The sequence below is a fragment of the Hymenobacter gelipurpurascens genome (assembly GCF_900187375.1).
Lineage (GTDB): Bacteria > Bacteroidota > Bacteroidia > Cytophagales > Hymenobacteraceae > Hymenobacter > Hymenobacter gelipurpurascens.
In genome coordinates this window covers 2113154-2124910 of sequence record NZ_FYEW01000001.1, presented here as the reverse complement: position 1 = coordinate 2124910, position 11757 = coordinate 2113154, and the positions used below count along the sequence as shown (strand labels likewise).

Here is an 11757-nt window from a genome sequence, read left to right as displayed (position 1 = left end):
CAGCTGGGGTAAACAAAAGAGGCCTAGCAGATTTGCTAGGCCTCTTCTCGTATGCTCTCTTACTTGCTAGGCCTATCGGGCGCCGGGAGGGCAGTTTTCCTTCAGGAACTTGGTGTAGGTGGCGGCCAAATGGCGGCTGGTGCCTTCGCCTTCCGAGATGCCATGGGTCCGGTTGGGGTAGGCCATCAGCTGGAAGGTTTTGTTGTTTTTCACCAGCTCATTAATCATCTGCTCGGCGTTGTTGTAGTGCACGTTGTCGTCGCCGGTGCCGTGGATGAGCAGCAGGTTGCCGCGCAGGTTTTTGGCGTGGGCCAGCGGCGAGTTATCCACGAAGTAGTGCTTGTCTTCGGGCACGAGACCCATGTAGCGCTCCTGGTAGATGTTGTCGTAGTTGAGCTGGTTGTCGACGGCCGCAATGGAGATGCCCGTTTTATAGATCTGGGGGTATTGGAACAGCAGGCTGAGGGTAGAAGAGCCACCGCCGCTCCAGCCCCACACCGCCACGCGGCTGGTATCTACGAAGCTGTTTTTCAGGACTTCCTTCGCGCCCATGGCCTGGTCGCGGATGTTGAGGCTGCCGATGTTGTGGTAGATGGCCTTGCGGAACTCGCGGCCGCGCGGCGCCGGAGCACCTCGGTTTTCCAGAGAGGCGTAGATGTAGCCATCCTCGGCCATGTTGCCCTGGTAGAGGCGGTTGAAGCCCGTGCCGAAGCGGTCCGTAACCGTCTGGCTGGCTGGCTCGCCGTACACATAGAACACAATGGGGTATTTCTTGGCGGGGTCGAAGTTGTTGGGCTTTATCATCCAGCCATCCAGCGTCACGCCATCGGCGGTTTTCACCTGGAAGAATTCCACCTTGGGCATCTTCATGCTCTTGGCTTGCTCAGGCGTTTCGCCGCCGTTGAGGCGCTGGTGCGCGGGCAACGATACGACGTCAGAAACAGGGTACACGGCTGCGCTGGAGTAGTTGTGCAAGGCAATCTTGCCGTTAGGCGAAACATCGTAGCTGTGCGAGCCGGCCAGGTTCTGAGGCGTCACGCGTACGGCCTTGCCGCCCTTCAGCGGCACCTGATACAGGTAGGTCTGGGTGGCATTGGTGGGGGAGGCCATGAAGTAAATCTTGCCTTCCTTCTCGTTGATATTTTCCAGGCTGATAACGTCGTAGTCGCCTTTGGTCAGGAGCGTGGCTTTGCCTTTGCGGTCTACGTTGTAGAGGTGGCGCCAGCCATCTTTTTCGCTCGACCACACGAAACTCTTGCCACCATCAATCCAGTTCCAGCCCACGGCACCGTCTTTAGCGTCAATCCAGGCCTTGTCGGTTTCGCTGTAAACGGGGCGTACAGCACCGGTAGCGGCAGTAGCCAACATCAGCTTGCTCTCGTTCTGCCGCCGGTTCAGCTGCTGCAGAATCAGCTCGTTGGCGCCGGCCCACTCCATGCGCGGAATGTAGTGCTGCACAGCGTCGCCGGGCACATCCATCCACTTGGTAGCACCGCCCGCGACCGGCACTACGCCAATGCGGCAGCGGCTGGGGTCTTCGCCTACTACGGGGTACTCCACGGGCACTGTGAATGGGTACAGCGCATCCGTAGTGTTCAGCATCAGGTAGTTGCGCGTCTTGGTGGCGTCGAGCTGCCAGTAGGCCAGTTTCTGGCCATCGGGGCTCCAGCGGAAACCGTCGCGGCAATCCAGCTCTTCTTCATACACCCAATCGAAGGTGCCATTGATGAGGCCTGTGGTGCCATCCGTAGTGAGTGGCGTGATGGTGTTGTCGGCCAGGTTTTCTACATAGAGGTTGTGCTCGCTCACGTAGGCCACCTTGCTGCCATCGGGCGAGAATTTGGCGAACATCAGCGACGACTCCGGGCGACCTTTGCCCAACTGCGTCAGCTTGTTGCCATCGAGGTTGTACACCCAGTAGTCGCCGCGCGTATCGTAGCGCCATACTTTCTTAGTGTTGGTATTGAGCAGCACCTGACGGCCGTTGTCGGAGAAGGCAAAGCGCCGCACCTTCAGCGGTGCCGACTGGCCTACGGGCGTCAGCTGAGCTTTGCTGATGAGCGTGACGGACTTGCTGGGGTCGCGGGCGTCGAGCTGCACGATTTCGTCGTTCTTCGTGCTCATGTAGCCGTAGCCATCTTTGGTCCACTGCGTGCCGGGGCCAACTTGTGCCTGCACGGTGGCGGTTCCGGCCAGCAGCAGGAAGGCGACCATTCCGAGACGGCGTACTGTGTGTTGTAGCATGTAAAAAGGGAAGGGGGAAATGGGAAGTAGAAGGGTGTAGAAAACCAGGGTGTGCCTCTTAAGACACCAAGAGTGGCCTACCGTTGCAAGGCGGCACTAAACAAGCGTAAGCTAGTCAGCAAACCCGTTCATTCGCAAGCGCAAGGGTCAGCTAGGCCACTAATCCTGCACGGCTTCCAGCGGTATGGCTTCTGCCGCGAGCTGGGTTTTAGGCTTCCGGCTGACCAGAAATACACCCCCGAAAATCAGCAGAGCCTGCAGTGCCTTGGCTGTGGTAAGCGTGTCTTTACCCAGGCTCACGGCGATAAGCACTGCCAGCGCCGGCTGCAGGTAGATGTAAGCCCCCAGCAGGGAAGGCGAGGCGTATTTCAGTGCCCAGTTGTTCAGCAGGTAGGCCATAATCGTCAGGCACACTACCATGTACACAATGGCGGCCCAAATGCCGGGCGGGAAGCTGGCATAATCGGGCGCCTGCACTTGCTGCCAGCCGGCCGGCACCGCCAGCACCGCGCCCACCAGAAATATGCGCGCCAGCACCGTAAATGGGTGGTATTTGCGCATCAGGGGCATCACAATCACCAGGTACACGCCAAACGCCGTGGCATTGAGCAGGATATACAAGTTACCGAGCATCGTGTCCTGGCCCGGCGCGGCGGTGGCTCCGTGGCCCCGGCCTAGTATAATAAGCGCTGCCCCTACGCCCGCTAGGCCTATCCCTAACAATCGCGGCAGCGTCAGCCGCTCGCCCAGCAGCACCACCGAGGCTAATACCGTCACGATGGGCGCCACAGTTTGGATAAGCGAAGCATTGATGGGTGAGGTGAGGTTAAGGCCTGAGAAGAACAGCAGCTGGTTCAGGCCAATGCCCAGCAGGCCACACGCAATGGCCCGCAGATTATCGGCGCGGCCCGCAATACGGTCGTGGGGTGCCACGATGCGGCTCACGATGCCAAAGAACAGCGCCGCCCCCACAATTCGCAGCAAAACCAGCCCAAACGGCCCCATGTAGCGCGGCATCACATCCTTGGAAATGCTGTAGTTGGCCGCATAAATCAGGGACACCACAAACAAGGCCGCGTGAACTCGTATAGCATTTTTCATTCCCAGTAAAGGTAGCTCCCCGTGGGTTGCTTCTGCTTCGCGTTTCGTAAAACGATTTTCTGCAGTAGACCCCACCCCCGGCCTACGCTACCTTTGCCCTACACTTCCCCTCGCTATGTCAACCGGCTCTCTTTTCGATTCTGACCCAACACCTTCCTCACAGCCACAGGCCTACGTGCCTCGGCCGGGTGCGCCGCTGGCCGAGCGCATGCGCCCACGCACCCTGGATGAATACGCCGGGCAAAAGCACCTCATCGGGCCCGAAGGCGTGCTGCGGCGCTATCTGGCAGCGGGCCGCCTGCCCAGCCTGATTCTGTGGGGCCCGCCGGGCGTGGGCAAAACTACGCTCGCCAACCTGCTGGCCCAGGAGCTAGGCCAGCCTTTCGCCTCCCTGAGCGCCGTGAATGCGGGCGTAAAAGATGTGCGCGAAGTAATCGAGAAAGCCAAGCGCCAGCGTGGCACGGTGCTCTTCATTGATGAAATTCACCGCTTCAGCAAGTCGCAGCAGGATGCGCTGCTGGGAGCAGTGGAGCAGGGGATTGTCACGCTGATTGGGGCCACCACCGAGAACCCCTCGTTTGAGGTGATTCCGGCCGTACTAAGCCGGGCGCAGGTATATGTGCTGGAGCCGCTCAGCAAGGAAGTCTTGACTGGCCTAGTAGACAAAGCGCTGGCCGAGGACGAAATTTTGAAGCAGAAAAAGGTGCGCGTAGCCGACTATGGCGCCCTGCTCATGATATCCGGTGGTGATGCGCGCAAGCTCCTTAACCTGCTGGATATTGTGGTGGAAGCCAGCCGGCCCGACCCCAAAACCGGCGAAATCGTCATCACCAACGAAGGCGTGCAGCAGCTGGCCCAGCAGCACCTCGCCCGCTACGACAAAGGCGGCGAAATGCACTACGATGTCATTTCGGCCTTCATCAAGAGCATCCGAGGCTCCGACCCCAATGCGGCGCTGTACTACCTGGCCGTGATGCTGGAAGGCGGCGAAGATGTGAAGTTCATTGCCCGCCGTCTGCTCATTCTGGCTTCCGAAGATGTAGGTTTGGCTAACCCCAATGCGCTTATTCTGGCGCAAAGCTGCTTCCAGGCCGTTACGGTTATTGGCATGCCGGAGTCGGATATTATTCTGGGCCAGACGGTGGTATACCTCGCCACCTCGCCTAAGAGCAACGCCAGCTACAAAGCCATCCGGGAGGCGCGGGCCTTGGTGCGGCAGCAAGGCGTGCAGCCCGTGCCTATTGCGCTCCGCAACGCGCCCACCAAGCTCATGGAGGAGCTAGGCTACGGCGACCAGTACATGTACTCCCACGACTACGAGGGCAACTTCGCCTACCAGGAGTTTATGCCCGAGCAACTCAGCGGCCGCGTGTTCTACCATCCTGGCCACAACCCCGCCGAAACTAAAGCCCAGGAACGCCTGCGCCACCTTTGGGGCGAGAAGTACGGGTACTAGCGGTGAAATGATGAGGTGGCCTAGGGGGTGTGTGGTAAACCAAAATACTGCCATGCTGAGCGCAGTTGAAGCATCTGGCGTGCGGACGCTAGACCAAGGATGAGGTGCTTATTTAGTTTATCGATTGCACACTTCACAAACGGGCTATTTCACCTCGTTTAGGCCACAAACACGCCGGTTGGTTGAATACCCGGCGAGGCGCTTTAAAAGCCTCTACATTTGTTAAGAGACCAAACGCGCTTTTTTACTTTTTGCGATGAGACAATTTTTTAAATACGTACTGGCCACCTTCACCGGGCTGATACTTTTTGCTTTGATAGGCTTCCTGCTAATGATTGGGCTGATTGTAGGCCTGGCCTCCTCAGATAAGGAAGTGACCGTGGCCAGCAACTCGGTGCTGGAGCTTACCCTGGATAAGCCCATTGCCGAACGGGAATTTGACAACCCGTTTTCGGGCTTTACCGGCGGGCAAAACAGCAGCATTGGACTGGACGAGTTGAAGGCCAGCATCCGCCGCGCCAAAAACGACGACGACATCAAGGGTATTTTCCTGAACCTGGAGCTGGTGCAGGGCGGCATGGCTTCTCTGGAAGAAGTGCGCCACGAGCTGCTCGAATTCAAAAAGTCGGGCAAGTTTTTGGTGTCGTACACCGATGCGCAGTCGGAAAAAAGCTACTACCTGGCTTCCGTGGCCGATAAGTTGTACCTGAACCCCCAGGGCACGCTGGAGTTCAACGGCCTCAGCTCCGAGACCATGTACTACAAAAACCTGTTTGATAAGCTGGGCGTGCAGGCGCAGATTTTCCGGGTGGGCTCGTTCAAGAGTGCTGTAGAGCCGTATTTCCGCACCAACATGTCGGATTCGGCGCGACTACAGACGTCGTCGTTCCTCAACTCCATCAACAACGCCATGCTCGCCGATGTATCGACGGCGCGCAAGCTGGCTCCGGCCCGCCTGAAAGTCATTTCCGACTCGATGCTGGTGCACAATGCTGATGATGCCAAGCGCCTCGGCCTCGTGACAAACCTGGGCTACTACGACCAGGCCACCGACTACATGAAGGGCAAGCTGGGTCTGGCGAAAGACAAAAAGCTCAGCCTGATTAACCTGAGCGACTATTCCAAGGCCGACGATAAGGACGACGACGTAACCAGCGGCAACCGCATTGCCGTCATTTATGCGGAAGGCGATATTGTAACGGGCAAGGGCGGCAACAGCAGCATTGGCAGCACGCGCTTCGCCGAGGCCATCCGCAAAGCTCGCCTCGATGATAAAGTGAAGGCGGTAGTGCTGCGCGTGAACTCGCCCGGCGGTTCTTCGCTGGCTTCCGACATCATTTACCGCGAGGTGATGCTGACCAAGAAAGTGAAGCCCGTCATTGCCAGCATGTCGGATGTGGCGGCCAGCGGCGGCTACTTCATTGCCATGGGCTGCGACACGATTGTGGCTCACCCCACCACCATTACGGGCAGCATTGGGGTGTTTGGCGTGTTGCCGAACATTGAGCCCATGCTGCGCGAGAAACTCGGCGTGACGACGGACCGCGTGACCACGGGCAAGTTCTCCGACTTCCCGACCATCACGCGCGCCCTCACACCCTTCGAGCAAAGCCAGTTCCAGAACGAAATCAACCGCATCTACGCCGACTTTACCACAAAAGCCGCTGCTGGCCGCCATATGCCCGTGGAGCGTCTGCGCCGCCTGGCCTCGGGCCGCGTGTGGTCAGGCTCGGAAGCCAAGGCCCGTGGCCTGGTAGATGTGTTAGGCTCGTTTGACGACGCGCTGCGCATTGCGGCCCGCCGCGCCAAGTTGAAGGACGGCGACTACCGCATTCAGAAGCTGCCCCGCCAGAAGTCCTTCGCCGAAGCCGTGTTCAGCAGCTTCAGCGAGGAAGCCCGCCTGACTCTTGTGAAGCAGGAAATGGGCCCGCTGTACCCCATGTACGAGCAGTACAAAACTCTCTCGGAAATGAAAGGCGTACAAGCCCGCATTCCCTTTGAGATGAACATTCAGTAAGCATCACTTCCTACAAAAAGGGCTGCCGGCAGTGTGCCGGCAGCCCTTTTTGTTTCGCGGTAAGGCAGCCGCAAAGCTAGCCTGTAGCCCAGGTCAGTGCACAACTGGCCTAGCAGCCCAAACGCTTTTCCCTGCCGAGCTCTGAATGAAGTAGTACCTTGCGCTTTCAAATAGCTACCAGCATGCAGCAACTCCGCGAAGCCGCCGATTTTCTCCGCCAAACCCTCCAAGATTTTCAGCCCGAAGTAGGCATTATCCTCGGCACTGGCCTAGGTGCCCTGGTGAAGGATGTGGAAGTGCTCCACACGTTTTCTTACGCCGATATTCCGCACTTCCCGGTTTCTACGGTAGAAAGCCACGCCGGCGAGCTGCTGGCCGGAACCCTAGCGGGCAAGCGAGTATTGGTGATGCACGGCCGCTTCCATTACTACGAGGGCTACACCATGCAGCAGGTGGTATTTCCGGTGCGCGTCATGAAGCTGCTCGGGATTCAGAAGCTGTTCGTGAGCAACGCTGCCGGTGGCCTCGATCCTAACTTCGAGTACTCCGATCTGATGCTGATTGAGGACCACCTCAACCTGCAGCCGACCAACCCGCTCATCGGCCAGAACTTCGAGGAACTGGGCCCACGCTTTCCTGACATGATGGAGCCCTACGACCTGGGCCTGCTCCAGATAGCCGAGGAAGCCGCCCAGGAACTAGGCCTAGGCCAGTACATGCGGCGCGGCGTGTATGCCAGCCTATCGGGTCCTATGCTGGAAACGCCCGCTGAGTACCGTTACCTGCGCACCATTGGGGCCGATGCTGTGGGCATGAGCACCACACCCGAGGTTATTGCCGCCGTGCAAATGAGCCTGCCCGTGCTGGCCGTGTCCGTCATTACTGATCTGGCCTCGCCCGGCAAGCTAAAGCGGGTAGAACTGGCCGATATCCTGCGGTGCGCTGCCGTAGCCGAACCACGCCTGACGGCCTTGTTCCGGCGGGTGCTGGAAAAGCTCTAGCACTGGCCTAGGCCACATAGCCCGAACCTATTTCATAAAAAAAGACCGCCTCCCATATTCAGAAAGGCGGTCTTTTGCGTTTAATCGGGCCTTACGGTTTGGGGCTGAAGGCGAAATAGTCGTACTGTCCGGTTTTGCCCATGCGGCCATACACCAGCGACTCGGGGCCGGCGCCTTCTACCGTGTACTCCTGCGCTTCGCCTTTATGATCTGCCAAATGCAGCGTCCGGTTATCGGTGCCCATTAGCATCCAGGTTCCTTCGTAAGTAGTGCCGTCGGCGAGGAGCGTTTGGGTGTAAGTGCCCGTGGTGCCAAAATGCATACTATAGCGGTCCTTGAGGTCGGCCGTTTTGGTGGTTTTTCCGGACACGGTAGCTTCTTGCAAATACCACGTATCGGTGCTGGTGAGGGAGGCCGTGGTAACCGGCTGCCGGGGCGGCGGGACGCACCCGCAGTCTGGCCTGTCGATTAAGCTACAGCTACTGACAAGGCCGGTAAACAGCACAAGCAACAGCACTAGGAGAGGAGAAATCCGAGACATAACAAATAGGTAGAAGTTGAATGGATACTCACAAGAGCCGATCCAACTCCAGAAGGTTGTATGGCTCCAAATAAACCCTGCTATTTAAGGATAATACGCTGGCGCTGGTAGTTGAGGATAGTGAATACGCCTAGGCCACCTTCCACGGTGCTTTTGATGGCCGATGGCTGCGCAAACGGGTTGCCGTTGGAGTTACGCGCATCCTGCACCGACTGCAGAAATTGGTAGTAGGGCCGGTCCAGGTGATACAGCGTCACGAATAAGGTATCCGAAGGCTCAAACTGGTAGGAGGTGCCCAAGGTAATGGCCTGTCCATTCGTGAGCCGGTCATCGGGCGTGTACTCCACTTCCGGATCTGACGCGACAGTGCTTCGGTGTACCTGAAAACGGTAGAAATCGGTGGTGGCGGCGGGGTCCTGAAAGCGGGCCAGCACGTAGGCCTTGCGCTGGGCAGGGCTCAGGTCATTGAATTTCCACTCCACGGTATCGAGCGGTACGGTGGGCGGCATGGTGGCCGTGCCCGTTACGCGGCGCCCCTGCTTGTCGTAGGCCTCTAGCTTGAAAGTGTCGCCGGGGCGTGCTACGAGGCGGGTGCGGCCCGTGTGGGTGTAGCCTTTGTTGGTGGAGAGGTTGATAGCCGGCGCAAACGAGAGCGTGTCGCGGCGGCCGTTGGGCAGCGTAAGCACCACTTTCACATCCTTCGGAATTTCGGGCGTAGGCGCTGCCAGATAGGGCACACTTTGCGTCACGGAAATGCGTGGGATACGGTTATTTTCCAGGTATCCCTCTACTACCAGCTGCGGCGGATACGCCGGCAACTCCACGTCAATATCCTTTTGCAGGCCACAGCCCGCCAACAGCAAACTGCCCACTAGGCCACTGGCCGCGGCGAAAATGCTCCAGCCTTTCTGTAAACCTGGGCTTTCCTGCATCCGTGTCATCCTCAGCATCCGTCTGAATCCGTGATTAAAACTTGAAATTGTACGTCACCGAGGGAATGACGGGAAAGAGCGAAACCTGGCGGGCGCGGTAGTTCAATACCTGGTCGGTTTCCTTGTCCTTCACCTGGTCGAAGTATACAAAGTAGGGGTTGCGGCGGTTGTAGGCGTTGTATACGCTGAACGTGAGGTCCGATTCGCCGCCTTGGCGCAAGGGGCGCAGCTTATACACCAAGCCCAAGTCCAGGCGGTTGTAAGGAGCCAAACGGTAGGTGTTGCGCTGCGGATACACCGGCACGGCCGAGGCATTTGAGCCAAACACATCCTGAAACACAAAACGGCCTAGCGGCAGCGTAGTGGCCTGGCCCGAGGTAAACACGAAGGAGCCTGTCAGGTTCAGGCGAGGCGAGAGTTGGTGCAGAACCACCACCGTCAGGTTGTGGCGGCGGTCGTAGTTGGGGTAGAACGTATTGCCGTTGTTGATGCCGGTGGTGCCGTTTTGGGGCGGAAAGCGCCGTTTCGTCCAGGAAAGGGTGTAGCCTATCCAGCCAGTGGTGCGGCCGGTTTTCTTCTCCAGATACACCTCGTTGCCGTAGGCCCAACCCTTGCCAAACAGGAATTCCGCATCGAGGTCAGGATTCACAAACAGCTGCGCGCCATCCCGGAAATCGATCTGCCGCTGTGCCCACTTGTAGTAGGCCTCATTGGTGAGCAGATAGGCCCCATCACCCAGCAAAAAACTCACCCCCGCCGCCACTTGCTGCGAGCGTTGGGGCTTCACGGAAAGCCGCGACGGATACCAGATATCGGTGGGCAGAGAGGCGCCGCTATTCGTGACCAGATGCACGTACTGGTACATCAGGGCGTAGTTGGCCTTCAGGGAAATCTTGGGCGTGAGAGAGTAGCGAGCCGCCGCGCGCGGCTCTAGGCCAGCATATTGGTCGGAGCCGCTCTGGAAACCCGAGAGGCGCAGGCCGTACTCCAACTGCAGCTTATCGGAAGCTTTAAAATTGTCGGATGCGTAGAGGCCCGCTTCCTGACCGCGGTAGGTGATATCGGACCCGAAATTGATACTGCCATCCGTAGAGCCCGCTTTCAACCGCCCTGTGCCGAAGTGGTGGTCTGTAACGGAGGCGCCAAACTTCACCGCATGCCGGTCGTTGTAAGCATAGTCGAAATCAGTGCGCAAGGCGAAGTCACGAATATCCGAGGTCAGGTTGAAGCTGAACTGGTCCAGCCCATTGCTGATGTTGTAGTCGTAGCGCGTGAACGAAGCGGTGGTGTTCATATACAGCCGCTTATTAAACACATGGTTCCAGCGCACCGAGCCCACTGTGTTGCCCCAGCTAAAGTCGAAGTTGAAGCCGTTCAGGGAGTTGAACCCGAATACATCGTGGCCCAGATAGCCCGTTACAAACAGGTTGTCCTTGGCGCCGAGCTGGTAGTTGCCTTTGGCATTCAGGTCGTAGAAGTAATAATTGGGGATGGGGTTGTAGTCTTCCTTGCCCTCGTTGAACTTGTTGATCTGGCGCGTGAACACATCGAAATACGTGCGCCTACCCGATACCAGCCAGGAGCCTTTCCGGTTTGGTAGCGGCCCTTCCAGCGTCAGGCGCGACGAAATGAGGCCTAGGCCACCACTGGTCGTGAATTTCTCCGCGTTGCCGGGCCGCATCTTCACATCTACCACCGAGGAAAGCCGGCCGCCATACTGGGCCGGAAAACCGCCCTTGTACAAGTCCACACTTTGCACCGCGTCGGGGTTAAATACCGAAAACAGCCCGAATAGATGGCTCGGGTTGTACACCACCGCTTCATCTACCAGGAATAAGTTCTGGTCGGCGGAGCCGCCGCGCACGAACAGGCCGCTGGTGCCTTCGCCGCCGTTCTGCACGCCGGGCTTCAGCTGTAGGGTTTTGAGTAGATCTACCTCGCCAAACAACGCGGGCAGGAGCTTGGCCTCGCGGGTGGTGAGGTGCTCCACGCTCATTTGCGTAGTCTGGAGCTTTTCCTGCAGCGTACCCGCACCTTCCACTATTACCTCGCCCAACGTATTGCTAGCCGACAACAGCGAAAAATTCAGCCGCTGGTTACGCGTCAGGTTGAGAGCCTGCGTCTGGTTCTGATACCCAATAAAGGAAACAACAATCTGCTGGGTGCCCGCCGGTACAGATAAGGTGTAAAAGCCTTTATCGTCGGTAGTGGCGCCCAACGCAAGCGCGGGTACGGCCACAGTAGCACCGGGCAGCGCCTCACCGGTTTCGGTGCCCCGCACGTACCCGCTAAGGGTGTACCGTACCTGGCCTAGGCCAGGTGCCGGCAGCAGGAACAGGCCTAGAAGCAGGGAAAGGAGCAGGTAGCGTAAGGGCATTGGCACGGAGTAGGGAAGGAGCTGCAAAGGAAGCAAAGCCCCTTCCAAACGCCGAAGCCCGCTAGTAAGTTTGATCAGGCGGGAGCCT

Annotated in this window: 8 protein-coding genes; 3 read left to right on the top strand and 5 right to left on the bottom strand. The window is 58.3% G+C overall.

Going from position 1 to position 11757, the window contains the following annotated elements; genetic code table 11:
• Nucleotides 1–72: 72 nt before the first annotated feature.
• The gene (locus tag CFT68_RS08920; RefSeq protein ID WP_245815319.1) at nt 73–2244 is read right to left on the bottom strand and encodes a S9 family peptidase; all 2172 of its coding nucleotides are present in this window, start codon (nt 2242–2244) and stop codon (nt 73–75) included.
• A gap of 159 nt (nt 2245–2403) precedes the next feature.
• On the bottom strand, nt 2404–3345 hold the full coding sequence (locus tag CFT68_RS08915; RefSeq protein WP_088843050.1) for a DMT family transporter: 942 nt from the start codon (nt 3343–3345) through the stop codon (nt 2404–2406).
• Between the two features lie 208 nt (nt 3346–3553).
• Here CFT68_RS08915 and CFT68_RS08910 point away from each other — a divergent pair, with 208 nt between their 5' ends.
• The 3 genes from CFT68_RS08910 (at nt 3554) to CFT68_RS08900 (ending at nt 7819) form a co-directional block, all read left to right on the top strand.
• Entirely contained in the window at nt 3554–4801 is a 1248-nt protein-coding gene (locus tag CFT68_RS08910; protein ID WP_245815370.1) for a replication-associated recombination protein A, read from the top strand.
• 256 nt (nt 4802–5057) lie between these two features.
• Nucleotides 5058–6818, top strand: coding sequence for a signal peptide peptidase SppA (gene sppA / locus CFT68_RS08905; RefSeq protein ID WP_088843048.1), 1761 nt, complete (start codon nt 5058–5060; stop codon nt 6816–6818).
• A 182-nt stretch (nt 6819–7000) separates the two neighbouring features.
• Entirely contained in the window at nt 7001–7819 is an 819-nt protein-coding gene (locus tag CFT68_RS08900; RefSeq protein WP_088843728.1) for a purine-nucleoside phosphorylase, read from the top strand.
• 91 nt (nt 7820–7910) lie between these two features.
• On the opposite strand, the gene CFT68_RS08895 is transcribed toward CFT68_RS08900, so the two are convergent.
• The 3 genes from CFT68_RS08895 to CFT68_RS08885 all read right to left on the bottom strand — a co-directional run bounded on the left by CFT68_RS08895 (nt 7911) and on the right by CFT68_RS08885 (nt 11669).
• On the bottom strand, nt 7911–8360 hold the full coding sequence (locus tag CFT68_RS08895; RefSeq protein ID WP_141106500.1) for a hypothetical protein: 450 nt from the start codon (nt 8358–8360) through the stop codon (nt 7911–7913).
• Between the two features lie 80 nt (nt 8361–8440).
• Nucleotides 8441–9292: a DUF4249 domain-containing protein gene (locus CFT68_RS08890; RefSeq protein WP_212590380.1), complete on the bottom strand. Its 852-nt coding sequence runs from the start codon at nt 9290–9292 to the stop codon at nt 8441–8443.
• A gap of 34 nt (nt 9293–9326) precedes the next feature.
• Nucleotides 9327–11669, bottom strand: coding sequence for a TonB-dependent receptor (locus tag CFT68_RS08885; RefSeq protein ID WP_088843045.1), 2343 nt, complete (start codon nt 11667–11669; stop codon nt 9327–9329).
• Nucleotides 11670–11757 lie beyond the last annotated feature (88 nt).

Bases quoted from the DNA above. Each gene is read 5' to 3' on its own strand.
- CFT68_RS08920 (WP_245815319.1), bottom strand. From the start codon at position 2,244: ATGCTACAACACACAGTACGCCGTCTCGGAATGGTCGCCTTCCTGCTG.
- CFT68_RS08915 (WP_088843050.1), bottom strand. From the start codon at position 3,345: ATGAAAAATGCTATACGAGTTCACGCGGCCTTGTTTGTGGTGTCCCTG.
- CFT68_RS08910 (WP_245815370.1), top strand. From the start codon at position 3,554: ATGCGCCCACGCACCCTGGATGAATACGCCGGGCAAAAGCACCTCATC.
- sppA (WP_088843048.1), top strand. From the start codon at position 5,058: ATGAGACAATTTTTTAAATACGTACTGGCCACCTTCACCGGGCTGATA.
- CFT68_RS08900 (WP_088843728.1), top strand. From the start codon at position 7,001: ATGCAGCAACTCCGCGAAGCCGCCGATTTTCTCCGCCAAACCCTCCAA.
- CFT68_RS08895 (WP_141106500.1), bottom strand. From the start codon at position 8,360: ATGTCTCGGATTTCTCCTCTCCTAGTGCTGTTGCTTGTGCTGTTTACC.
- CFT68_RS08890 (WP_212590380.1), bottom strand. From the start codon at position 9,292: ATGCAGGAAAGCCCAGGTTTACAGAAAGGCTGGAGCATTTTCGCCGCG.
- CFT68_RS08885 (WP_088843045.1), bottom strand. From the start codon at position 11,669: ATGCCCTTACGCTACCTGCTCCTTTCCCTGCTTCTAGGCCTGTTCCTG.